Origin of the sequence: Paraburkholderia sp. IW21 (assembly GCF_041321145.1) — a bacterium.
Classification (GTDB): domain Bacteria; phylum Pseudomonadota; class Gammaproteobacteria; order Burkholderiales; family Burkholderiaceae; genus Paraburkholderia.
In genome coordinates, this window is record NZ_JBGGWA010000011.1 from 75,768 (window position 1) to 98,739 (window position 22,972).

The following is a 22,972-nucleotide window of genomic DNA, read 5'->3' on the forward strand; positions in this document are numbered from 1 at the left end:
TGAACGCCGCCCAAAAACCGCGACAGCGTTTGTTATCGGATCAATATTTGGCGAAAATTAACCGTTCACGAAGTGCGTGTCAAGCACTATAGTACATGTATCGAAGTCAATAGGCAGTTAAACATGAACCAAAATTACTCTCCCCCGCCACTGGATGAGCCCGCTGACGAGGACGCAAGCCGCGCCGAACGGGCGGAGCGCGGCGGCGAGCGCGAGGAACGCGATCCTTTTCTGACGGCGATGGGCGAGCGCGTGCGCCTGCTGCGCGCGCGCCGCGGCATGACCCGCAAGACGCTGGCGACCGAAACCGGCCTCTCGGAGCGTCATCTGGCCAATCTGGAATCGGGCGTGGGCAATGCATCGGTGCTGGTACTGCGGCAGATCGCGGCGACGCTGAATTGCCCGCTGGCCGAAGTGATCGGCGACGAAACCACCGCTTCCGCTGAATGGCTGCTGATCCGCGAACTGCTGCAAGGCCGCGACCAGGCGGCCTTGCAACGCGCCCGTGTGGCGCTGGCCGAGATGTTCGCGCAGGCGCCGCGTGACCCGCATCGCAAGGATCGGATTGCTTTGATTGGCCTGCGCGGCGCGGGCAAATCGACCTTCGGCCGCATGCTGGCGCAGGAGCGCAAGGTGCCGTTCATCGAACTCACTCGCGTGATCGAGCAACTGGCCGGCTGTCCGCCGTCGGAGATCCATTCGCTCTATGGCGCGAGCGCCTATCGGCGCTACGAACACCGTGCGCTCGAGGCGGTGATTCAGGAGCATGAGCGCGCCGTGATTGCGTCGCCGGGCGGGCTGGTGTCGGAGTCGGGCACTTTCAACGCGCTGCTGTCGCATTGCTTCACCATATGGCTGCAAGCCACGCCGGAAGAGCATATGCGCCGGGTCGTCGCGCAAGGCGACCTGCGGCCGATGTCCGGCAACAAGGAAGCGATGGACGACCTCAAACGCATTCTGGCCGGGCGTGGCGAGTTGTACGGCCGCGCCGACATGACCTTCGACACCAGCGAGAAAACCTTGGCCGACGCCTACTTGCAGTTGCGCGACCGGCTTGCCGCGAGGCTCGCGGCGGAATCGCCGGAGGACGCGCGGGTGAATTGAAGTGAGGTGGGATGCCAGGGTTTACTAGCAAACATGCACTAAAGTGCTTTACATGGGGTTATTGATGCACTATTGTTCAAAAAACAAATTTTGCATCGTCCAGTCAGGAGACGCCCCATGTCCACAGCAGAAAACGCCATCGCGCCGGTCGACTACCGTACCGATCCCTCGCAGTACAAGCATTGGAAGCTGAGTTTCAACGGTCCCGTCGCGACGCTCGGCATCGATATCGCCGAAGACGGCGGGATCCGTGACGGCTACAAGCTCAAGCTGAATTCATACGACCTCGGCGTCGATATCGAACTGCACGACGCGATACAGCGCATCCGCTTCGAGCACCCCGAAGTGAAAACGGTGGTGCTGACGAGCCTGAAGGACCGCGTGTTCTGCTCGGGCGCGAACATCTTCATGCTGGGTCTGTCGACGCACGCGTGGAAGGTCAACTTCTGCAAGTTCACCAACGAAACGCGCAACGGTCTGGAAGACTCGTCGCGTCATTCGGGTCTGAAGTTTCTCGCTGCCGTGAACGGAGCCTGCGCCGGTGGTGGTTACGAACTCGCGCTCGCTTGCGACGAAATCTATCTGGTGGATGACCGCTCGTCGTCGGTCTCGCTGCCGGAGGTGCCGCTGCTGGGCGTGCTGCCGGGTACGGGCGGGCTGACGCGCGTCACCGATAAACGCAAGGTGCGCCACGATCGTGCGGACATCTTCTGCACGGTGGTCGAAGGCATTCGGGGTGAGCGCGCGAAAGCATGGCGTCTCGTGGATGAAGTCGTGAAGCCGAACCAGTTCGACCAGGCGATTCAGGCGCGCGCACTCGAACTCGCCGGGCAAAGCGATCGTCCCTCGGACGCACCGGGCGTGATATTCACACGTATCGAACGCACCGATCGCGAAGACGGCCTGACTTATCAAACGCTCGACGTCACGATCGATCGTGCGAAGCGCATCGCCACGTTCACGGCGAAAGCGCCTCAAGCCGCCCAACCCACGGATATCGGCGCGATCGTCGCGGCCGGCACGAGCTGGTGGCCGCTGCAGTTCGCCCGCGAACTCGACGACGCGATTCTGACGATGCGCACCAACGTACTCGATGTCGGCACGTGGGTCTTCAAGACCGAAGGCGACGCACGCAATGTACTCGCCGCCGATGCCACGCTGATGCAGCACAAGGACCACTGGTTCGTGCGCGAGACCATCGGCCTGTTGCGCCGCACACTGGCGCGTATCGACGTGTCGTCGCGTTCGCTGTTCGCGCTGATCGAACCGGGCTCCTGCTTTGCCGGCACGTTGGCGGAACTTGCGTTCGCCGCCGACCGCAGCTATATGGCCGCGCTGCCGAGCAATGAAGATGAAGAGCCGGCGATCACGCTGTCGGAAGTCAACTTCGGTCTTTATCCGATGGTCACCCATCAATCGCGGCTGGCCCGCCGCTTCTATGAAGAAGCCGAACCGCTCGACGCAGTGCGCGCGAAGATCGGTCAGCCGATCAAGCCTGTCGAAGCCGAGCGCCTCGGCCTCGTGACCGCGTCGCCTGACGATATCGACTGGGCCGACGAAATCCGCATCGCGCTCGAAGAACGCGCGGCGATGTCGCCGGATGCATTGACCGGGCTGGAGGCGAATCTGCGCTTCAACGGCCCGGAAACGATGGAGACACGCATCTTCGGGCGCCTCACCGCATGGCAGAACTGGATCTTCAACCGGCCGAACGCAGTGGGCGAGAAAGGCGCGCTCAAGGTGTACGGCAAGGGCAGCAAGGCGCAATTCGACGTCTCGCGCGTTTGATTCTTTCGACGCGACGCGACGTAGCTGAAAGCAACGCTCACTGCCCGATACGCGCCTCTCATACGCAAGCTCTGCATTCCGACCAAGGAACCGACCATGTCAACGATCAACTACAGCGAAAAGATCCCGAACAACGTCAACCTCGCCGACGATCGCGCGCTACAACGCGCGCTCGAACAGTGGCAGCCGAATTTTCTGTCGTGGTGGGGCGATATGGGCCCGGAAGGCTCGCATGGCTATGACGTGTATCTGCGCACGGCGGTGAGCGTGGATGCGGGCGGCTGGGCGCATTTCGATCACGTGAAGATGCCGGACTATCGCTGGGGCATTTTCCTCACGCCGGGCGAGCAGGACCGCAAGATTCACTTCGGCGAGCACAAGGGTGAGGCTGCGTGGCAGGACGTGCCCGGCGAGCATCGCGCGAATCTGCGCCGCATCATCGTCACGCAGGGCGATACCGAGCCGGCTTCGGTCGAGCAGCAACGGCATCTCGGTCTGACCGCGCCGTCGATGTACGACCTGCGCAACCTGTTCCAGGTGAACGTGGAAGAAGGCCGTCACCTGTGGGCAATGGTGTATTTGCTGCATCGCTACTTCGGTCGCGATGGCCGTGAGGAAGCCGAAGCGTTGCTCGGCCGCCGTTCGGGCGACGCCGACAATCCGCGCATTCTCGGCGCTTTCAATGAGAAAACGCCGGACTGGCTCGCGTTCTACATGTTCACGTACTTCACCGATCGCGACGGCAAGTTCCAGTTGTCGGCGCTGGCCGAGTCGGGCTTCGATCCGCTCGCGCGGACCACCAGGTTCATGCTGACGGAAGAAGCGCATCACATGTTCGTCGGCGAATCGGGCGTGTCACGCGTAATCCAGCGCACCGCGCAGGTGATGAATGAGCTCGGCACGGACGACGTCGCAAAAATTCGCGCAGCGGGCGTGATCGACCTGCCGACCATTCAGCGCTATCTGAACTTCCATTATTCGGTAACGATCGACCTGTTCGGCGCCGATCATTCCTCGAATGCGGCCACCTTCTATAGCTCGGGTCTGAAAGGACGCTATGAAGAGAACAAGCGCGACGACGATCATCAATTGAACGGTCAAAGCTACAAACTGCTCGACGTGCAGGACGGCAAACTGGTCGAACGCGAAGTGCCGATGCTCAACGCGATGAATGAAGTGCTGCGCGACGACTACATCAAGGATTCGGTGGCGGGTGTGGGTCGCTGGAACAAGGTGCTCGAAAAGGCCGGCATCGATTTCCGCATGACGGTGCCGCATAAAGCGTTCAATCGGCAGATCGGCACGTTTGCCAGCACCCGCGTGTCGCCGGATGGACGCGTGGTCAGCGAGACCGAATGGGCCGCGAATGAAGCAAAGTGGCTCGCCACGCCGGAAGACCGCGCGTATGTCGCGTCGCTGATGGGCCCGGTGACCGAACCCGGCAAGTTCGCGAACTGGATTGCGCCGCCGGCGATGGGCGTGAATCGTCAGCCGGTCGATTTCGAATACGTACGCTTTAACTGAGTACGGCGATTGAGAACGTGCGGCGTCGTATTCTCACGAATATAGGGTGGAGGAAGTCATGAACGGCCCAGTATCGATCGAAGTCCTCAGGCAGCATCTGATCGATCCGGAAATCTGCATTCGCTGTAATACTTGCGAAGAGACTTGCCCGGTCGATGCGATCACGCACGACGAGAACAACTATGTGGTCAAGGCGGATATCTGCAACGGTTGCATGGCTTGCGTGCCGCCGTGTCCCACCGGCGCGATCGATAACTGGCGCACGGTGCTGAAAGCCGATGCGTATCCCATCGAAGAACAGTTTAAGTGGGACGTGTTGCCTGAGCAGAACACGATGGCTGTGCCGGCTGCGGAAGATGCAGCGGCAGCGGCGGGATCGTCAGGCGATACACCGGCGCAAGCAAGCGGAATCGAAGTCGATACCGTGCGCGGTTCGGTCGTGCCGCCGTGGTCCGCGGCGAAACCCTATGTGAATCTCTACACGCACAGGGAGCCGACTACCGCGACGGTGGTCGGCAACTACCGGCTTACCGACGGATCGACCGATAGCGACATCCACCACATTGTGCTCGATTTCGGTTCGATGCCTTTCCCTGTGCTTGAGGGCCAGTCGATCGGCATCCTGCCGCCAGGCGCCACTGCGGATGGTCGCGCGCATCACGCGCGTCAGTACTCGATTGCGAGCCCGCGCGACGGTGAGCGGCCCGGCTATAACAACGTCTCGCTGACCGTCAAGCGCGTCACCGAGAAGCACGGCGACGCGCTCGACGGCGTGTGCTCGAACTATCTGTGCGATCTGAAGAAGGGTGACGTGGTCAACGTGATCGGCCCGTTCGGGGGCACCTTCCTGATGCCGAATCATCCGAACTCGCATCTGCTGATGATCTGCACGGGCACCGGCTCAGCGCCGATGCGCGCGATGACGGAGTATCGCAGGCGGCGTCGTCTGAAGGGCGCGACAGGCAAGCTGATGCTGTTCTTCGGCGCGCGTACGAAAGAGGAGTTGCCGTACTTTGGACCGCTGACGAATCTGCCGAAAGATTTCATCGATACGAATCTGGCGTTTTCGCGTACGCCGGGTCAACCGAAGCGCTACGTGCAGGATGCGATGCGTGAGCGTGCGGTGGATGTCGCGCACATGCTCAAGGACGACAACACGCACATCTATGTGTGCGGTCTGAAGGGTATGGAAGATGGCGTGCTGCAGGCACTCAAGGAAATCGGCGAACAGCATCAACTCGATTGGGAAGCGTTGTGGATGAAGCTGAAGCGGGAAGGGCGGCTGCATCTGGAGACGTATTGAAGCGCCACGCCTTCTTAGGCGATATAACGAAATAGCGCGCGAGGACCCTGTTACTTGTGAAGAGCATCAGGGACTACACGTTTTATCTCGCCGGGTCCGCGCCGTCTTCGTGCTGCGCCGGCGACACCGCCCCACACGCCCGGATCACCAACTCCACGACCTCCTCGGTCGTCGCCTCAAACGCCTTCTGCGTCAGCGCGCGCTTGCCGCTAAGCGCGCGAATCTGCGCGTCGAAGTCGGCGTAATGCTGGGTGGTCGCCCAGATCATGTACATCAGCGTTTGCGCATTCACCGGGGCGAGAAGTCCGCGCGCGATCCAGTCGTCGATTACCTTCACCCGGCTATCCAGCCATGGCTTCACGCGTCCCGTGAGAATGTCCTCCATATGCTCCGCGCCGTGGATGATCTCGCTTGCCCACACTTTCGAGCCGAGCGGCCGGCGGCGCGACAATTCCATTTTTGCGCGCACGTATCCGCCGATTGCCTCGACCGGATCGTCGCTGCATTCGAACGTATCCGCTGCGCGATGCCAGTCTTCGAAGAGATCTTCCAGCACGCGCCGATATAACGCGAGCTTCGTCGGGAAGTAGTAATGCAAGTTGGCTTTCGGTAAGCCTGCGCGCTCGGCGATCATCGCCGTACTGGTGCCGTCGAGTCCCCGTTCCGCGAAAACCGCTTCGGCGCACGCCAATAAATGCGCTTCATTCGACTGGCGAATGTGCGCCTTGCGCCGCCGCAAAGGTGCGCGAGTTTCATCCCTTATCTCTTCGTTTTCCGTGATGTCGGCAGTCACGTGTCGTCTCTCATGTTGGTCTTCATCGGCATGTCTGCCGCGTCGCGCTTCATTCTAGTCGTTTGAGCGGCGATGGACACAGGCATTCAAGGTAGTCGATAAACGCGTGCTGCAGTGCAATGGCACGCTTCTCGCTATGTTTCTTACCGCACGAAAAGCATTGATTTGGCGGGCTTAATCGTCTACAACCTGTCCAACTGGACAGGATTGAAAGAGCAGGCGATGTCCCAGGGTTTGCCCTCTGTATGAGCGGCGATGGAAGGCATCGAAGGTGCACCGCAGTCGTGCGGGTACGCCCCAAAACCCGCCGCCCATGCACCAGTTTCATATCGGTTGACCGAAAGGAGCGAGACGAATGAACGCGGTATCCGAAGCGCTGAAGCACACAGAACCCGCTACGTCGATCAGGATCGACGGCCAGCGACTATGGGACAGCCTGATGACGATGGCGAAGATCGGCGCGACGCCCAAAGGCGGCGTCTGCCGCCTCGCGCTGACCGACCTCGACAAACAGGGGCGCGACCTGATTGTCAGTTGGGCGAAGGAAGCGGGCTGCACGGTAAGTGTCGATCAGATGGGCAATGTGTTCATGCGCCGCGCCGGGCGCAACCCCGATGCGCTGCCGGTGATGACCGGCTCGCACGCTGATTCGCAGCCGACCGGCGGCCGCTTCGACGGCATCTACGGCGTGCTCGGCGGACTCGAAGTGATCCGCAGCCTGAACGATCACGGTATCGAGACCGAGCATCCTGTCGAGGTGGTGATCTGGACCAACGAGGAAGGCTCGCGCTTCGCACCGGCAATGGTGGCCTCAGGCGTGTTCGCCGGCGTCTTCACGCTGGACTACGGCCTCTCGCGCAAGGACGTGGACGGCAAGACCATTGGCGAAGAACTCAAGCGCATCGGCTATGCCGGCGATATTCCGTGCGGTGGACGTCCCTTGCATGCGGCGTTCGAATTGCACATCGAACAAGGGCCGATTCTTGAAGCCGAGCAGAAAACGATCGGCGTGGTGACCGATGCGCAAGGGCAACGCTGGTACGAAATCACGTTGACGGGGCAGGAGGCGCATGCGGGCCCGACGCCGATGCCGCGCCGTCGCGATGCGTTGCTCGGCGCCGCGCGCGTGGTCGATCTGGTCAATCGTATCGGGCTTGACCACGCGCCCTTCGGTTGCGCGACGGTCGGCATGTTGCAGGTCTATCCGAACTCACGCAATGTGATTCCGGGCCGCGTGTTCTTCACCGTCGACTTCCGTCATCCGGACGACGCCGTGCTCGCGAAGATGGATGCCGCATTGCGTCAAGGCGTGGCGGATATCACGAGCGGGATCGGTCTGGAAACGGAACTCGAGCAGATCTTTTACTACGCACCGGTCGCTTTCAATGAAGCCTGCGTGAAGTCGGTGCGCGCCGCAGCCGAACGCTTCGGCTATCCGCATCGCGACATCGTGTCCGGTGCGGGACACGATGCCTGCTATCTGTCGCAAGTCGCGCCGACCTCGATGGTGTTCGTGCCATGCGTCGACGGCATCAGTCACAACGAGATCGAGGACGCCAGCTTCGAATGGATCGAAGCCGGCGCCAACGTGTTGCTGCACGCCATGCTCGGACGAGCGTGCGAGCCGGTTTCATAACGCTTCAGTAGTTGGTAGCGGTCGCGGCTGATTGACCCGCCTCACCGTCGTGCTCATAAAACATGCCGTCCCGGCTGCGCTTAAGCGCAGCCGGCGGGTACGGCTACGTCCTCACATCGAAGAAGGAACGTGTATGGCCATCAAGCAAACCGGCGACATTGCCGCCCAGCGCCTGTCGCCCGATCAGCTCTCCTGCGAATTCTCCGACATCGCGCCTTTGCTCGACGCGAGTGCCGCGGCTGCGGCGGCGAACCGCTGCCACTACTGTTACGACGCGCCGTGCGTGAACGCGTGTCCGACGCAGATCGATATTCCCAGTTTCATTCGCAAGATCAGCAACGGCAATCTGAAGGGCGCGGCCGTCGATATTCTGTCGGCGAATCCGATGGGCGGCATGTGCGCGCGCGTTTGCCCGACCGAAATTCTTTGCGAGGGAGCTTGCGTGCGCAACCATCAGGATGCGAAGCCGGTGGCAATCGGCGCGCTGCAACGTCATGCGACCGATTGGGCGATGGCGCGTGGCGAGGTGCTGTTCAAGCGTGCGGCTGAAACGGGGCGGCATGTTGCCGTGATCGGTGCGGGACCGGCGGGGCTTGCGTGTGCGCATCGGCTTGCGTTGTCCGGCCATAGCGTCACCGTCTATGACGCTCATGAAAAAGCGGGCGGCCTGAACGAATATGGCATCGCCGCTTATAAAACCGTCGACGATTTTGCGCAGCGCGAAGTCGAATGGCTGTGCTCGGTCGGCGGCATCGAGATCAAGCACGGTGTTGCGCTAGGGCGCGATGTCGACCTCGATACGCTGCGCCAGCAACACGACGCGGTATTCCTCGCGATCGGCCTCACTGGCGTGCGCGCGTTGGCCATGGAAGGCGAAGATCTGGGCGGCGTGATGAACGCAGTGGATTTCATCGAACAGGTGCGCAGCGCCGGCGACTTGGGCACCGTACCGGTCGGCCGGCGTGTCGTCGTGATCGGCGGCGGCAATACCGCGGTGGATGCCGCGGTGCAGAGCCACAAGCTCGGCGCGATGTCTGTGACGATGGTTTATCGCCGCGGTGTCGAATCGATGAGCGCGACGTGGGCCGAGCGCGAGTTCGCGCAGACCAACGGGGTCACGCTCGTGACGCACGCAACGCCCATGCGTTTGATCGGAGAAGGCGGCGCGATAACCGGGGTCGAATTCGAACGCACGTCGAGCGAAGGCAACCAGGAGCGCTTCGTAGTCGCGGCCGACATGGTGCTCAAAGCGATCGGGCAAACCTTGATGCCTGTTGGTATCGAACGCGAGCTTTTGACGCTGGACGGCAACCGCATCGCGGTCGATGCACAAGGACAAACCTCACTGCCCGGCGTGTGGGCCGGCGGCGATTGTGCGGCTACCGGCGGCATCGATCTGACGGTGCAGGCTGTGCAGGACGGCAAAGTCGCCGCTGCCGCAATCGATGCGCAATTTGCCCGCACAGCCGTCAAGGCCGCATGAGATTGCACCAAGCTGCGTAAGCCACGTATCACACCAGACAAAAACAGCAGTCCCCAAGGAGCCGAACATGGCCGATTTGCGCTGTACGATTGCCGGCATCACGTCGCCGAACCCTTTCTGGCTCGCCTCTGCGCCGCCGACCGATAAAGCCTATAACGTGAACCGCGCGTTCGAAGCGGGCTGGGGCGGAGTCGTGTGGAAGACATTGGGTCTCGACCCGCATGTCGTGAACGTCAGCTCGCGCTACGGCGCGGTGCAGTGGAACGGGCAACGCATCGCGGGCCTGAACAACATCGAACTGATTACCGACCGCCCGCTCGACGTCAACTTGCGTGAAATCGCGCAAGTCAAACGCGACTGGCCGGACCGCGCGATGATCGTCTCCCTCATGGTGCCGTGCAACGAACGCGATTGGAAATGGATTTTGCCGCTTGTCGAGGACACCGGCGCTGATGCGGTCGAACTGAATTTCGGCTGCCCGCACGGCATGAGCGAGCGCGGCATGGGCGCGGCCGTGGGCCAGGTGCCCGAGTATGTGGAGATGGTCACGCGCTGGGTCAAGGAAGGCACGAAGCTGCCGTGCCTCGTCAAACTCACGCCGAATATCAGCGACATTCGCACCGGTTCACGCGCGGCTTATAAGGGCGGCGCGGATGGCGTATCGCTGATCAACACCATCAACTCGATCGTCGCGGTGGATCTCGACGCGATGTCGCCATTGCCGATGGTCGACGGCAAAGGCACGCACGGCGGCTACTGCGGTCCGGCCGTCAAGCCGATCGCATTGAACATGGTCGCCGAAATCGCCCGCGACGTGGAAACGCCGAATCTGCCGATTTCCGGCATCGGCGGTATTTCGACGTGGCGCGATGCGGCCGAATTCATGGTGCTCGGCGCGGGCAGCGTGCAGGTCTGCACGGCGGCGATGCACTATGGATTCCGTATCGTCTCCGATCTCGCGGATGGCCTTTCGAACTGGATGGACGAAAAAGGCTACGCGACGCTCGACGACATTCGCGGCCGCGCCGTACCGAATGTCACGGACTGGAAGTACCTGAACCTCAAATACGACATCAAGGCGCGCATCGAGCAGGACAAATGTATTCAATGCGGCCTTTGCCATATCGCCTGCGAAGATACTGCCCACCAGGCCATCATGAAAGAAAAAGATGGCGTCCGGCATTTTGAAGTGTTGGACTCCGAATGTGTGGGCTGCAATCTGTGCATGCACGTATGCCCGGTGGAGCAGTGCATCACGATGGAACGCGTGGATAGCGGCGAGTACGCGAACTGGACCACGCATCCGAACAACCCGGCGCGGGTGACTGCCGGAGAGAGCGGCAAGGCAGATGCGGCTGAAACCGCTGAGCATGCACATGCGCACGCCCATGCGGCAAAAGCAGCCTGAAATATCAAAACTGTTATTGAAGCGAAACGCTTGTACTGAACCTGTGGTTCCCTCAAGGCCTGACGCGCCACAAGAAGCCGCGCAGGCCTCAACGATCAGTGGAGATCTTTCGATGAAGCAGACAGTGCAACCCGTCGACCCGCAGTTTGCGGCCGGCGCGCAGGGCAGCAGTCTTTATAACGACGACCTTGCGCCGACCGGCGTCGCGCAGCGTACGTGGAGGTGGTATCACTTCGCCGCGCTCTGGGTTGGGATGGTGATGAACATCGCGTCGTACATGCTCGCCGCCGGTTTGACGGAAGAGGGCATGTCGCCATGGCAGGCGGTGGCGACGGTGCTCCTCGGCAATCTGATCGTGCTGGTGCCGATGCTGCTGATCGGTCATGCGGGCGCGAAGCACGGCATTCCGTATGCGGTGCTGGTGCGTTCCTCCTTCGGCGTGCAGGGTGCGAAATTGCCGGCTATGTTGCGGGCGATTGTCGCGTGCGGCTGGTACGGCATTCAGACATGGCTTGGCGGCAGCGCGATCTACACGCTGCTGAACATTCTGACCGGCAACGCACTGCACGGCGCGGCCTTGCCGTTCCTCGACATCTCGCTTGCGCAGCTCGCGTGCTTTCTGGTGTTCTGGGCTTTGCAGATCTACTTCATCGTGCACGGCACTGATTCGATCCGCTGGCTGGAAAGCTGGTCCGCGCCGATCAAGATCGTGATGTGTATCGCGCTGGTATGGTGGGCGACCTCGAAGGCGGGTGGCCTCGGCTCGATGCTGTCGGCGCCGTCGCAATTCGTGGCGGGCGGCAAGAAAGAGGGGATGTTCTGGGTGACGTTCTGGCCCGGCCTCACGGCAATGGTGGGTTTCTGGGCGACGCTCGCACTGAATATCCCCGACTTCACGCGCTTTGCCAGAACACAGCGCGATCAGATCATCGGCCAGTCGGTTGGTTTGCCGGTGCCGATGGCCTTGCTTTCGGTGATCTCCGTGGTGGTGACGTCGGCGACCGTGGTGATCTACGGCAAGGCAATCTGGGACCCGATCGATCTGACGAGCCGCATGACCGGCATCGGCGTGGGTGTCGCGTTGATCATCCTGACGCTCGATACGATGTGCTGCAATCTGGCGGCGAACCTCGTCGGCCCGGCGTATGACTTCTCGAGCCTGTGGCCGAAGGGTATTTCTTATCGCGTCGGCGGCATGATTACCGCGACCATCGCGATCGTCATGATGCCGTGGAAGATTCTCGCCACCACGCAGGGCTATATCTTCACGTGGCTGGTCGGCTACTCGGCCTTGCTGGGGCCGGTGGCGGGGATTCTGATGGTCGACTACTTCCTGATCCGCGGCACACGGCTGGACCCGCGCGAACTGTTCGACGAGCACGGCGAGTACAGCTACACCGGCGGCTGGAATATCGGCGCAGTGGTGGCGCTCGTGATCGGCGTGCTGCCGAATTTGCCGGGCTTTCTGCACACTGCGTTTCCGGCGTCGTTCCCGAATGTGCCGCCGATCTTCAATACGCTCTATACGTATGCATGGTTTGTCGGACTCGCGTTGGCGTCGATCGTATACAGCGCGTGGATGAAGCTGAGCAAGGGATCGAGCGCGCGCGTAGCGAGTGCATGAGTGTGTGCATGAGTGTGTGCATGAATCGAACGAAGTACGTAGCACCGAAACCAGCAGTTCATAAGGAGGCGGCAACATGACGACCCTGATTCGCGGCGGCACGATTATCGATGCGGAGAACACTTATCGCGCCGATGTGTTGTGTGCGGACCCGCAAGACGGCGGCACGATCCTGCAGATCGGAGCGGACCTGGAGGCGCCCGCGGGCGCCACGATCGTTGATGCGGGTGGGCAGTATGTGATGCCTGGTGGTATCGATCCGCATACGCATATGGAATTGCCGTTCATGGGCACCACGGCCAGCGACGATTTTTATACCGGCACGGCCGCGGGTTTATCGGGCGGCACCACCAGCATCATCGACTTCGTGATTCCGAGTCCGAAGCAACCGCTGATGGAGGCTTTCAAGGAATGGCGCGGCTGGGCGGAGAAGGCCTCGGCGGATTACGGCTTTCACGTTGCGGTGACGTGGTGGGACGATTCGGTCTATCGCGACATGGGCACGCTGGTGCATGAACACGGCGTGTCGAGTTTCAAGCACTTCATGGCCTACAAGAACGCGATCATGGCCGACGACGAAGTGCTGGTGAACAGCTTCTCGCGTTCGCTCGAACTCGGCGCGCTGCCCACCGTGCATGCGGAAAACGGTGAACTGGTGTTTCAGTTGCAGCGTCAGTTGCTTGCCAAGGGCTTCACAGGTCCCGAGGCGCATCCGTTGTCACGGCCGCCTGAAGTGGAGGGCGAGGCCGCCAATCGTGCGATTCGGATTGCGCAGGTGCTGGGCGTGCCGGTTTATATCGTCCACGTGTCCTCGAAAGATGCGGTCGACGCGATTGCGCGCGCCCGCAGCGAAGGCCTGCGCGTGTTCGGCGAAGTGCTGCCGGGCCATCTGGTGATCGACGAAGCGGTGTATCGCGATCCCGACTGGACGCGGGCGGCGGCGCACGTGATGAGCCCGCCGTTCCGCTCCGCGGAGCATCGCGAGGCATTGTGGCGTGGTCTGCAAGCAGGTCAATTGCACACCACCGCAACGGATCACTGCGTGTTCTGCGCCTCGCAGAAGGCCATGGGCCTCGAGGACTTCACGAAGATTCCGAACGGCTGCGGCGGCGTTGAGGATCGTATGGCGGTGCTCTGGCATCACGGCGTGAATTCAGGCCGTCTCACGCCGAATGAATTCGTGCGCATTACGTCGACCAACGCCGCGCAGATTTTCAACCTGTATCCACGTAAAGGCGCGGTACAGGTGGGCGCGGATGCCGACCTGGTGGTGTGGGACCCGAAAGCAAGCAAGACGATTTCGGTGAAGACGCATCATCAGAAGGTCGACTTCAACGTGTTCGAAGGGATGACGGTGCAGGGCGTGGCGATGCATACGCTCACGCGCGGCGCGCTTGCATGGACCGATGGCGAACTGCGGGCAGTGCGTGGTGCCGGGCGTTATCAGAAGCGCCCGCCGAATCCGGCTTACTTCGATGCGATCCGGGTGGCCAACAAGCTCAAGGAGCCGCATCCGGTGGAGCGGTAAGCAGTTTGCAATCTGGCGGGCGGCCGTGATGCCGCCCGCTTGCCCCGTTTTCAATGCCGCGCGGTTGCAGCGGCGACACCCCTCCCGCGTTTTCCCCGATGGCGTGCGGCATGTGTTCCGTGTTGCGATGCATGCCGCGTCTGTCATATCTGTTGTAGAGTCGAATTCCGTGTTGAATGAGATGTCCTGGCTGTCCACTTAGCACGCAAGCGCATATTGATCGGAAACCTGATCCTTTGTAAAAAGGCAGACCGTTTGCTACAGTCCGCCCACTCTGCCGACCCTGACAGCCGGCGGAATGCCGTACACAAGCCCACTCACCCGACGTAGCAAACTTTACGGAGCCACCTGATGAAGTCGATTCGTTCCATTCTGCTTATCGCGCTGCTGCAAGCGGTAACCGTCAGCTCGGCATTCGCCGCCGACGAACTCGCACAAATCAAAGCCGCCGGCGTGTTCAAGATCGGCACTGAGGGCACCTATGCGCCTTTCACGTTTCACGATGCATCCGACAAGCTGACGGGCTTCGACGTCGAGATCGGCACGGCGATCGCGCAACGCCTGGGCGTCAAGCCGCAATTCGTCGAAGGCAAGTGGGACGGTCTGATCGCGGGTCTCGACGTGAATCGTTACGATGCGGTGATCAATGAAGTCGCCGTCACCGACGCACGCAAAGCCAAATACGATTTTTCCGACCCGTACATTACATCGCACGCGGCGCTGATCGTGCGTTCGGATAACACCACGATCAAGAATTTCGACGACCTGAAGGGCAAGAAGTCGGCCAACACGCTGACCAGCAATTTCGGCAAGATCGCCGCCGCGCACGGTGCGGAGGTGATCCCTGTGCAGGGCTTCAATGAATCGATCGATCTGTTGACGTCTGGGCGCGTCGATGCGACCGTCAATGATTCGCTGTCGTTCCTCGACTTCAAGAAACACAAGCCGGATGCGAAGGTGAAGATCGCTGCGCTCGATACTTCGTCGGACAGCAGCGACAAATCCGCGGTGCTGATCCGCAAGGGCAACCCGGAACTGCTGGCCGCAATCGATAAGGCGCTCGCCGACATCAAGAAAGACGGCACCTACGCGAAAATCTCGCAAAAGTACTTCGGTAAAGACGTTTCCAAATAAGCGTCACGTGCGAGTCTGAATCATGCCGGCATGGTTGCATTTGATGGTGCAGTCACTGTGGCCCCTGCTCTATGCGGGGCTCGTTTTCACCGTGCCGCTCACGCTGGCATCGTTCGCGATTGGGATCGTGCTGGCGTTCATTGTCGCCCTGGTCCGGTTGTTCGGGCCAGCGTGGGCAGTGGCGATCGTGCGCTTCTACGTGTGGCTGTTTCGCGGCTCGCCGTTACTGGTGCAACTGTTCGTGATTTTCTACGGACTGCCGAACGTGGGCATCGTGCTCGATCCGTTGACAGCAGCGATTATCGGGTTTTCGTTGAATGTCGGCGCGTATAACTCGGAAGTGATACGCGGCGTGATCGAGTCGATCCCGAAGGGGCAGTGGGAAGCGGCGTATTCGATGGGCATGACGCGTGCGCAGGCACTGCGCCGCGCCATCCTGCCGCAAGCGGCGCGCGTGGCGTTGCCGCCGCTGTCGAATTCGTTCATCGCGCTGGTGAAGGACACCTCGCTCGCTGCGGTATTGACGGTGCCCGAGGTGTTTCAGGCGGCACAACGGATCGCGTCGGTGACCTATGAACCGTTGATTCTCTATACCGAGGCGGCGCTCGTGTATCTGGTGTTCAGTTCGGTGTTGTCGTCCGCGCAAGTCAGGCTCGAACGCAAGTTTGGCCGTCACGCACTTTTCCAGGCGGGCAACTGATGATCCGACTGGAAAAAATCGACAAGTATTTCGGCGAGAATCGGGTGCTGAGTTCGGTGGACCTCCAACTCGCCTCGGGCAACGTCACTGCGCTGATCGGCCCATCGGGCAGCGGCAAAAGCACGCTCTTGCGCTGCGTGAATCTGCTGGAAATTCCTGAAGCCGGTTCACTCGAACTTGGCGACCAGCGCCTCGAATTCAGCCGCGATCACAGACCTTCACGCGAAACGGTGCTGACGATTCGCCGCCGCACCGGCATGGTGTTCCAGAATTTCCAGTTGTTTCCGCATCTGACCGTGCGGCAGAACGTGATGGAAGGCCTGCTGACCGTACTGAAGTGGGACAAGGAAAAAGCGCGAGCGCGTGCGGACGAATTGCTGGAGAAGGTCGGCATCGCGCACAAGGCGGACGCATGGCCTTCGACGCTTTCCGGTGGACAACAGCAGCGCGTCGCGATTGCGCGAGCGTTGGCACCATCGCCGGAAGTGTTGCTGTGCGACGAACCCACATCGGCACTCGATCCCGGTCTTGCTGTGGAAGTGGTGGAAGTACTCAAACAACTCGCCACCGAGGGCATGACGATGCTGATGGCGACGCATGACTTGCGGCTTGCCGCGACGATTGCGCGAGACGTGGTGTTTCTGAATAACGGTGCGGTGGTAGAGGCGGGCCCGTCACGCGATATTTTCATGAATCCGCGCGAGCCGGAAACTGAGCGGTTCGTGTCGACGCTAACGCATAGCTTGCCGGACGCGTGGACAGAATAGTGCGAACCAGAGAGAAGATCCGTCGGCGACAGAAGCAGGCAGCACGGCAGGCAAAGAAAAATAGGTCCCCCCGCACGGGGGGACACTAATAGACCACAAACAAATCAAGTAAACAGACCAAAAACCCTCAAACCACCACCCGCTCCGCGTCATCGCTGAAGGCAGCTTCAAAAAACCGCCCCTGAGCCTCGCCACTAACCCGTGCATAAGCCCGATTAACACCACTAATAACAGCCCGAATAGAAGCAGTCACCAGATTGGCATCAATACCAACCCCAAACGCGCTCCCGGCCACATCAGCCCCGGCCATCTCAGCAACAGCCACCGCGCGAGCATCCGCGCCCTGAGCCAAAGCCCGCTCTTCATAGTGCTGAATCCGCACAGGCACCCCCAACGCGTGCATCAACGCATCAAGAGGACCATTACCTTCACCGCTCAGCACGCGCCGCGAGCCATTAATCTCGACAGTGAGCTTGATATGTTCGCGACCCTCGCGCTCGGACAGGCTATACCCGACATAGTGAATCGGCGCGACGCTCCGCACATACTCCTGCTGGAACAATTCCCAGATCTGCGAAGGCGTAACTTCGTGACCGCTAGAATCGGTAAACCGCTGCACAGCAGAGCTGAAATCAACCTGCAGGCGCCGCGGCAACACCACCCCGTAGCTCTGCTCGAGCAGATAGGCAATCCCACCCTTGCCTGACTGGCTATTCACGCGAATCACCGAATCATAAGTACGCCCGAGATCGCTCGGATCGATCGGCATATACGGCACTTCCCAGATCGCGTCCGGCTTCTGCACGGCAAAACCCTTCTTGATCGCATCCTGATGCGAGCCTGAGAAAGCGGTGAACACCAGATCGCCAACATAGGGATGACGCGGATGCACCGGCAACTGCGTGCATTCCTCGGCGGTACGCGCGACTTCATTGATATTCGAAAAGTCGAGTTCAGGATCGACGCCCTGGGTGTACAGATTCAAAGCCAGCGTGACGAGATCCACATTGCCGGTACGTTCGCCATTGCCGAACAAACATCCTTCGACACGATCCGCGCCCGCCATGACCGCCAGCTCCGCAGCAGCCACCGCAGTGCCCCGATCGTTATGCGGATGCACTGAAACGATCAAGGAATCGCGACGTGCGAGATTGCGGTGCATCCACTCGATCTGGTCCGCGTAGACGTTCGGCGTGGCCATTTCGACGGTAGCAGGGAGGTTGACGATCGCTTTGTGTTCGGGCGTCGGTTGCCAGATGTCGAACACAGCGTCGCACACCTCCTTTGCGAATTCGAGTTCGGTGCCGCTGAACACTTCCGGGCTGTATTGCAGCGTGAAGTGGGTTTGCGGCGAAGCATCGGCGAGACGCTTCATCGTGCGCGCGGCATTTTGCGCGAGTTCTTTCACGCCGCTCTTTTCCAGCCCGAACACAATGCGGCGGAATTCCGGCGCAGTGGCGTTATACAGATGGACGATCGCGCGCGGCGCGCCACGCAAGGATTCGAAGGTGCGTTCGATCAGGTCGTCGCGAGCCTGCGTCAACACTTCGATCGTGACGTCGTCGGGGATATGGCCGCCTTCGATCAGCTCACGCACGAAATTGAAGTCGGTCTGCGATGCGGACGGAAACGCGACTTCGATTTCCTTGAAACCGATCTGCACCAGCGTCTTGAACATGCGCATCTTGCGTTGCGCGTTCATCGGTTCGAACAGCGCCTGGTTGCCGTCGCGCAGGTCGGTGCTCATCCAGATCGGCGCGCGGGTGATGGTGCGCGACGGCCACTGGCGGTCCGTCAAATTGATGGGTTTGAACGAGCGGTATCGGGTAGCGGGGTTTTTCAACATTTTCATCATCCGTAGGTTCGACAAGCTGGGTGTCGACCGGACGACGAAAAGACAAAGCATGGCCGCCGGTCGAAAACCGGGGCTGGGTCAGTTACTGGGGAATTGAGCGGTGCTTCGTGTGATTCAGATGGAAGCGCGCAGCAGCAGACCTAGCCCGGTAGAGCGGACTAGTAGTAGCGATAGGATGGTCTGGGCGCGGTACATAGGGCGCAATGGAAACACATTATTAGGACGGCGTCAAGGGCCGTCCTCAATCAATGGGCCGGTTTCACGAACCGCAGTGTCATGCGATCCGATTTGCCGATTGCCGCCTATTTCGCTCGATCGACCTCGCCGCCTTTGTACGTGGGCGGCAGCGACCAGACGCCGTTCGGATGGTTTTTCGTGTCGCGCGGATTGCTGTTCACCTCGCTCTCGCCGAGCAAGTCGAAACCCGCCGCCCGCGCGTGTTCGATAACATAGGCTTCGGTGACGTAGCCTGTCTCGATGGTCTGTTGCAAGGAGGTGCCTGGCGCCGCGCGATGCTCCTCGACGCCGAGGATGCCGCCCGGTTTGAGTGCCGCGAAAAGGCGCGCAGATTCGCGTCGATCTGGCCGTCCTTGATCCAGTTATGAGTATTACGGAAGGTCAGCACCCGGTCGATGCTGCTGTCGGCCGGAAAGCCGCTGAACTGGTCCGCTCGTCGGACGATTCGATGGCCCGACACGCGGGTCGATGGTTCGATGTGACGCTCAGATGCCGAACACGATCCGCAACGTATCGTTCTGCACGATCACCGAGACGCCGATCACCAGCAGGATCAATGGCAGCAGCGCGGTGCCGTAACGCCGGATCGGCGCGCCCAGCAACGGATGCTCCACCAGCCACACCGCGCCTGCACACCACAGCCCGATCATCGCGACGAACACCAGCGAGATGAACATGCCCTCGCCGTGCGAATGACTCGCGTACAACGGCACGTAGACGGCGAGATTGTCCGAGCCGTTGGCGACCGCCACGCACGCGACCGTCCACCATGACGAGCCGCCATCAGCTCGGGTCGGCATGGGCGGCGCATTGGCGCGCTCCGCAGCGTGAGCCTCTTCCGCCCAATCCGCGCTGCCGGGGCGAAAGCGTGTCCACGCTTTGCTCAGGCCCACGCCGATCGGCAAGATGCCGAGCAAACCGACATAACCGGTGGGCAGGCGCGTCAGCAACGCGGCGAGCAGAATCGATCCCACAATCAAGGTCAGCGAACCGGCAAATTGCCCGGCGATCACGCGACGCCGATGCCTGCCGTTCTCCGCAAGGAAGGCGAGCAGCACGAACAGGTTGTCGATATTGGTGGCCGCGTAAGCCGCGACGGCGAGCAGGGCAAGGCTGAACATGCGGGAATGCCGGTTGATGCACAGTGGGGAAACGGATCTGCACCCATGAAGGCGGACCCATTGAAAGAGGCCGTGGCGCGCCGGAGGCCTGGCGGCCGGTCAACACGATGCCGATGCGAGGCGTTGCAGTCAAGCTGTCGCTTTGTCGTGGGCGACGTTTGCACGCTGTGATTTTCGCTCTTCGTCATGCGGTGCGAAGCCGCCCCGCTGCCGGCCCGGTGCTCATCCGCCAGCCCGTAAGCTACAATTGCCGACGGCTTGAAAAACGGAACATCAATGAAGATTCGGATTCTCTCTATCGCCTGCGTCACGACCGCTGCCACGCTGCTGGCGGCCTGCACGGCCGTCTACAAGAACTCGGATGCATGCGAGCAGTTGATGCGAAGCAAGCTGGCTGAAACGTCGTCGGATACGCTGAAGATCGCGCATACGGGCGCCGGTATCGACGGCTCGCGGGTGGTCGTCGAAGGATCGATCGAGCATGTGGTGACGGCTTCGGAGGTTGCGGCCGCCTCGGCGGCATCCGAGGCCGCTTCCGCCGCACAAGTGGCGAATGGGCCTCGCACAGCGTCAGGCGTGCGCGCGGCGTCGGCTGTGCGCGCGGCATCTGCGGCATCTGTGGCATCCGCAGGTTCCGCTGCCTCCGGCGTGACAGCCCCGTCAACTTCGGGTGCTACGACTGCTTCGGCGAGCCTCGCCGCGTCCGGGACCGACGCAGCCTCCCTCAAGTCCGCAAAGCCGAAGAAAATCACCACGGCGGCTGCCGCCGAGTGCACGTTCCACGGTTCCGCGCTGGACGTATTCAGCTGGTTGGCACCGGAGAAGCTCGCCGCGCCGGCCGATGACGCTGCTAGCGAAGCCACCGAGTAGGGCCTCGCTTCCTCTTGGCGCGGGCGGTTCTCGTCTGCGCCAGATCAGCCGCACACCTCAAGCCGTCGCCTTCGCGTGGCGGTTTTTGTTTGTGCGCATCAGTTTCAGCACGCTTTCGCCGAACGCTTGTGGCCGTCCTTCGAAGCAGCGCTGCACCGCCTGCGTATCGATCAGGCGTTGCCGTAACGCGGCGCGCTCGTCATGCTGGTCGATCATTCGCACGGCCGCGAGGATGTAAGCCTCGACGCTGTCCGTGGTGGTCCACGACGGCATGCCCACGCGCTCGAATAGCGCGCCGTCGATCTGCTCGAACACTTCCTGGCCGCGTTTGCATACGCCGGGCAAGCCGAGCGTCAACGCGTCGACGATACCGTTGGTGTTGCCGAACGGAAACGGGCTGAGAAACAGGTCGGATTGATTGACGCGCGCCAGATACGCGGCGTAATCGTGAAAGTCGTGCACGACGGCGTTCGGTACGGCACGTGCGATGACCGCGCGCAGACGGTTGAACGGCAGACCCGACGGCACACCGCTCATGAAGTGAAACTCAACGGGCGTCGCGGCACGCTCGCCGATTGCGCGGCAAGCATCGAGAAAGCTGGGATTGAGCTTCATCGCACTGGCGGTGATGACGACCTGAAGCGGCTCGCGCCGCGGCGGAATCTGCGCGACGATGTCGGGCAGCGCGATGGACGGGCGGTACGGTTGCCCGTCTTTCGGCAGCTTCATCAGGCGTTCGCTGAAGCAGGCCGGATCGCCGACATAATCTTCTTCGACGCTGATGTAGTCGATCTTGTCGGAATGCGTGGTGGCGGGATGGCCGAGCGCCGCAATCTGCAACGGCGCGATGCGCAGGTTGGACAGGAACACCGTGAGCACGAACATCCCGACGCTCGGCATGTACAACACGTCCGGCTGCTCGGCCTCGGCGAAGTCGCGAATCGTTTTCAGGCACTCCCCGATATAGTCCGGCTGCTCCAGTTCGATGAAGCGGTCGAAGACGTCCCGCCCGATTTCGTCAACGGCGTAACCGAAGCCGAAGCCCACTACCTCGAAATGCTCACGCGCGGCTTCAAGCGTGCGGGAGTGCGTGCGGTAGATCGAATGGGCGCCGCTGAACCATTCGAGCACGACCACCATCAGCGGCTTCTTGCCGCGCCGCGGCTTATCCTTGGCAGGCGCGCGCTGCGGCGCGGGCAGATCGGTCAAGCCCAACTGGCCCAGTTTGCGGCGCACCAGCGCGTTGATGTCCTGTTTGATCGCATGCCGCCGGGGCGTGTCGGCATAGCTGCAGAACATATACGCGTTGTGCAGCAGGGCCGAGGGCAGGTCGTCCAGGTTGTCGATCTGCTGCAGCCTGCCGGGCAGCCACTCCAGCAGCGCCTCGCGCTTGAGGTGCGCGCTCGCGCTGCCCTTGAAAATCGGCGCCAGCAATACGAGGGCGAGACAGGCGGCGATGGTTTTGTCGTATGCCCAGAGCGCGGCGAAGTCGAGTTCCAGTTCGGACTCGGTCGAATAGAGCACGCATAGCTTCTCGATGAAGCTGTCCCCCGGCAGAAACTGCGCATCCGCCGGGCCACGGGGATTCAGGTGACGGATCACGTGGTCCGCATTGCCCGACGCCGTGGCCGAGAACAGCATGCCGATCCATTCATGCAGCGTGAGAAACAATCTGAAGCACTCGGTGGGCGGCCGGAAATCCGGGGCGGCGAACAATGTCGATACCGCGCTCGTCAGGCGCGTGCAGAAACGCTGGCGTTGTTCTTCGGGAGACAGGCCGGACATGCCCGAGGCTTTGAAGCTGCCGTCCAGCTCGCCACGATTATGTTGAAGCAGCGCCAGCGCGGCGATGAGCTGGACGGAGGCTTGTGCGTGCTGCTGCGTGTAGACGAGTTGCTCGAACTGGTCGAGCGAAAAGGTGACTTCCATCGTTTGACTATTGTTAGATATGCAGGACTAACGATATCGAGATGACGTTAGCCGGAAACGACGATTATTGCAGTCAGGACGTATCAAATAAGCGCGGGATGAGAATTTGGGAATTTTCCGTGCGGGAAAATTCCATTGGCCTGTAGGTTTTATTCTGTTTCGGCGCGG

General features: G+C 61.1%; 16 protein-coding genes and 2 pseudogenes. 13 read left to right on the forward strand and 5 right to left on the reverse strand.

What is annotated here, in order from left to right:
- Nucleotides 1-123 precede the first annotated feature (123 nt).
- The 4 genes from ACAX43_RS24335 (at nucleotide 124) to boxA (ending at nucleotide 5,719) form a co-directional block, all read left to right on the forward strand.
- On the forward strand, nucleotides 124-1,104 hold the full coding sequence (locus ACAX43_RS24335) for a helix-turn-helix transcriptional regulator (RefSeq protein ID WP_370710961.1): 981 nt from the start codon (nucleotides 124-126) through the stop codon (nucleotides 1,102-1,104).
- A gap of 117 nt (nucleotides 1,105-1,221) precedes the next feature.
- Nucleotides 1,222-2,892, forward strand: a complete 1,671-nt coding sequence (gene boxC, locus ACAX43_RS24340) for a 2,3-epoxybenzoyl-CoA dihydrolase (RefSeq protein ID WP_370710962.1) — start codon at nucleotides 1,222-1,224, stop codon at nucleotides 2,890-2,892.
- A 96-nt stretch (nucleotides 2,893-2,988) separates the two neighbouring features.
- On the forward strand, nucleotides 2,989-4,416 hold the full coding sequence (boxB, locus tag ACAX43_RS24345; protein ID WP_370710963.1) for a benzoyl-CoA 2,3-epoxidase subunit BoxB: 1,428 nt from the start codon (nucleotides 2,989-2,991) through the stop codon (nucleotides 4,414-4,416).
- A gap of 58 nt (nucleotides 4,417-4,474) precedes the next feature.
- Nucleotides 4,475-5,719 carry a benzoyl-CoA 2,3-epoxidase subunit BoxA gene (gene boxA / locus ACAX43_RS24350; RefSeq protein WP_370710964.1) on the forward strand — a complete coding sequence of 415 codons (1,245 nt, stop codon included), beginning with the start codon at nucleotides 4,475-4,477 and terminating at the stop codon, nucleotides 5,717-5,719.
- Nucleotides 5,720-5,801: 82 nt separating this feature from the next.
- Here boxA and ACAX43_RS24355 read toward each other — a convergent pair.
- Nucleotides 5,802-6,565 (reverse strand): annotated as a pseudogene (locus tag ACAX43_RS24355) (TetR/AcrR family transcriptional regulator).
- Between the two features lie 302 nt (nucleotides 6,566-6,867).
- Between ACAX43_RS24355 and ACAX43_RS24360 the strand changes: the two are divergent.
- The 8 genes from ACAX43_RS24360 to ACAX43_RS24395 all read left to right on the forward strand — a co-directional run bounded on the left by ACAX43_RS24360 (nucleotide 6,868) and on the right by ACAX43_RS24395 (nucleotide 16,792).
- Nucleotides 6,868-8,148, forward strand: coding sequence for a Zn-dependent hydrolase (locus ACAX43_RS24360; protein WP_370710965.1), 1,281 nt, complete (start codon nucleotides 6,868-6,870; stop codon nucleotides 8,146-8,148).
- 133 nt (nucleotides 8,149-8,281) lie between these two features.
- Nucleotides 8,282-9,631 carry an NAD(P)-dependent oxidoreductase gene (locus tag ACAX43_RS24365; RefSeq protein WP_370710966.1) on the forward strand — a complete coding sequence of 450 codons (1,350 nt, stop codon included), beginning with the start codon at nucleotides 8,282-8,284 and terminating at the stop codon, nucleotides 9,629-9,631.
- A 67-nt stretch (nucleotides 9,632-9,698) separates the two neighbouring features.
- Nucleotides 9,699-11,039, forward strand: coding sequence for an NAD-dependent dihydropyrimidine dehydrogenase subunit PreA (gene preA / locus ACAX43_RS24370; protein ID WP_370710967.1), 1,341 nt, complete (start codon nucleotides 9,699-9,701; stop codon nucleotides 11,037-11,039).
- Nucleotides 11,040-11,151: 112 nt separating this feature from the next.
- Nucleotides 11,152-12,663 (forward strand): NCS1 family nucleobase:cation symporter-1, encoded by a 1,512-nt coding sequence (locus ACAX43_RS24375; protein WP_370710968.1) that lies wholly within the window; start codon nucleotides 11,152-11,154, stop codon nucleotides 12,661-12,663.
- Between the two features lie 76 nt (nucleotides 12,664-12,739).
- Complete coding sequence (gene hydA, locus ACAX43_RS24380; protein WP_370710969.1) at nucleotides 12,740-14,191, forward strand: dihydropyrimidinase; 1,452 nt, start codon at nucleotides 12,740-12,742, stop codon at nucleotides 14,189-14,191.
- A 351-nt stretch (nucleotides 14,192-14,542) separates the two neighbouring features.
- Nucleotides 14,543-15,325: an amino acid ABC transporter substrate-binding protein gene (locus tag ACAX43_RS24385; protein WP_370710970.1), complete on the forward strand. Its 783-nt coding sequence runs from the start codon at nucleotides 14,543-14,545 to the stop codon at nucleotides 15,323-15,325.
- 22 nt (nucleotides 15,326-15,347) lie between these two features.
- The gene (locus ACAX43_RS24390) at nucleotides 15,348-16,025 is read left to right on the forward strand and encodes an amino acid ABC transporter permease (RefSeq protein WP_370710971.1); all 678 of its coding nucleotides are present in this window, start codon (nucleotides 15,348-15,350) and stop codon (nucleotides 16,023-16,025) included.
- Complete coding sequence (locus tag ACAX43_RS24395; protein ID WP_370710972.1) at nucleotides 16,025-16,792, forward strand: amino acid ABC transporter ATP-binding protein; 768 nt, start codon at nucleotides 16,025-16,027, stop codon at nucleotides 16,790-16,792. Before ACAX43_RS24390 ends, ACAX43_RS24395 begins: the two co-directional genes overlap by 1 nt.
- 127 nt (nucleotides 16,793-16,919) lie before the next feature.
- Here the strand turns inward: ACAX43_RS24395 and leuA are convergent, their stop codons facing one another.
- From leuA to ACAX43_RS24410, 3 genes and pseudogenes are all read right to left on the reverse strand, one after another.
- Entirely contained in the window at nucleotides 16,920-18,638 is a 1,719-nt protein-coding gene (leuA, locus tag ACAX43_RS24400) for a 2-isopropylmalate synthase (protein WP_370710973.1), read from the reverse strand.
- 311 nt (nucleotides 18,639-18,949) lie between these two features.
- Nucleotides 18,950-19,317: pseudogene (locus ACAX43_RS24405) on the reverse strand (class I SAM-dependent methyltransferase); the annotation flags it as partial.
- 52 nt (nucleotides 19,318-19,369) lie between these two features.
- A complete protein-coding gene (locus ACAX43_RS24410) occupies nucleotides 19,370-20,005 on the reverse strand; it encodes a cadmium resistance transporter (protein WP_370710974.1) in 636 nt (211 codons plus the stop codon).
- A gap of 276 nt (nucleotides 20,006-20,281) precedes the next feature.
- Between ACAX43_RS24410 and ACAX43_RS24415 the strand changes: the two genes are divergently transcribed.
- Nucleotides 20,282-20,875: a hypothetical protein gene (locus tag ACAX43_RS24415; RefSeq protein ID WP_370710975.1), complete on the forward strand. Its 594-nt coding sequence runs from the start codon at nucleotides 20,282-20,284 to the stop codon at nucleotides 20,873-20,875.
- A 57-nt stretch (nucleotides 20,876-20,932) separates the two neighbouring features.
- Here the strand turns inward: ACAX43_RS24415 and ACAX43_RS24420 are convergent, their stop codons facing one another.
- Nucleotides 20,933-22,804 (reverse strand): glycosyl transferase family 1, encoded by a 1,872-nt coding sequence (locus tag ACAX43_RS24420; protein ID WP_370710976.1) that lies wholly within the window; start codon nucleotides 22,802-22,804, stop codon nucleotides 20,933-20,935.
- Nucleotides 22,805-22,972 lie beyond the last annotated feature (168 nt).

Bases quoted from the DNA above. Each gene is read 5' to 3' on its own strand.
- ACAX43_RS24335 (WP_370710961.1), top strand. From the start codon at position 124: ATGAACCAAAATTACTCTCCCCCGCCACTGGATGAGCCCGCTGACGAG.
- boxC (WP_370710962.1), top strand. From the start codon at position 1,222: ATGTCCACAGCAGAAAACGCCATCGCGCCGGTCGACTACCGTACCGAT.
- boxB (WP_370710963.1), top strand. From the start codon at position 2,989: ATGTCAACGATCAACTACAGCGAAAAGATCCCGAACAACGTCAACCTC.
- boxA (WP_370710964.1), top strand. From the start codon at position 4,475: ATGAACGGCCCAGTATCGATCGAAGTCCTCAGGCAGCATCTGATCGAT.
- ACAX43_RS24360 (WP_370710965.1), top strand. From the start codon at position 6,868: ATGAACGCGGTATCCGAAGCGCTGAAGCACACAGAACCCGCTACGTCG.
- ACAX43_RS24365 (WP_370710966.1), top strand. From the start codon at position 8,282: ATGGCCATCAAGCAAACCGGCGACATTGCCGCCCAGCGCCTGTCGCCC.
- preA (WP_370710967.1), top strand. From the start codon at position 9,699: ATGGCCGATTTGCGCTGTACGATTGCCGGCATCACGTCGCCGAACCCT.
- ACAX43_RS24375 (WP_370710968.1), top strand. From the start codon at position 11,152: ATGAAGCAGACAGTGCAACCCGTCGACCCGCAGTTTGCGGCCGGCGCG.
- hydA (WP_370710969.1), top strand. From the start codon at position 12,740: ATGACGACCCTGATTCGCGGCGGCACGATTATCGATGCGGAGAACACT.
- ACAX43_RS24385 (WP_370710970.1), top strand. From the start codon at position 14,543: ATGAAGTCGATTCGTTCCATTCTGCTTATCGCGCTGCTGCAAGCGGTA.
- ACAX43_RS24390 (WP_370710971.1), top strand. From the start codon at position 15,348: ATGCCGGCATGGTTGCATTTGATGGTGCAGTCACTGTGGCCCCTGCTC.
- ACAX43_RS24395 (WP_370710972.1), top strand. From the start codon at position 16,025: ATGATCCGACTGGAAAAAATCGACAAGTATTTCGGCGAGAATCGGGTG.
- leuA (WP_370710973.1), bottom strand. From the start codon at position 18,638: ATGTTGAAAAACCCCGCTACCCGATACCGCTCGTTCAAACCCATCAAT.
- ACAX43_RS24410 (WP_370710974.1), bottom strand. From the start codon at position 20,005: ATGTTCAGCCTTGCCCTGCTCGCCGTCGCGGCTTACGCGGCCACCAAT.
- ACAX43_RS24415 (WP_370710975.1), top strand. From the start codon at position 20,282: ATGAAGATTCGGATTCTCTCTATCGCCTGCGTCACGACCGCTGCCACG.
- ACAX43_RS24420 (WP_370710976.1), bottom strand. From the start codon at position 22,804: ATGGAAGTCACCTTTTCGCTCGACCAGTTCGAGCAACTCGTCTACACG.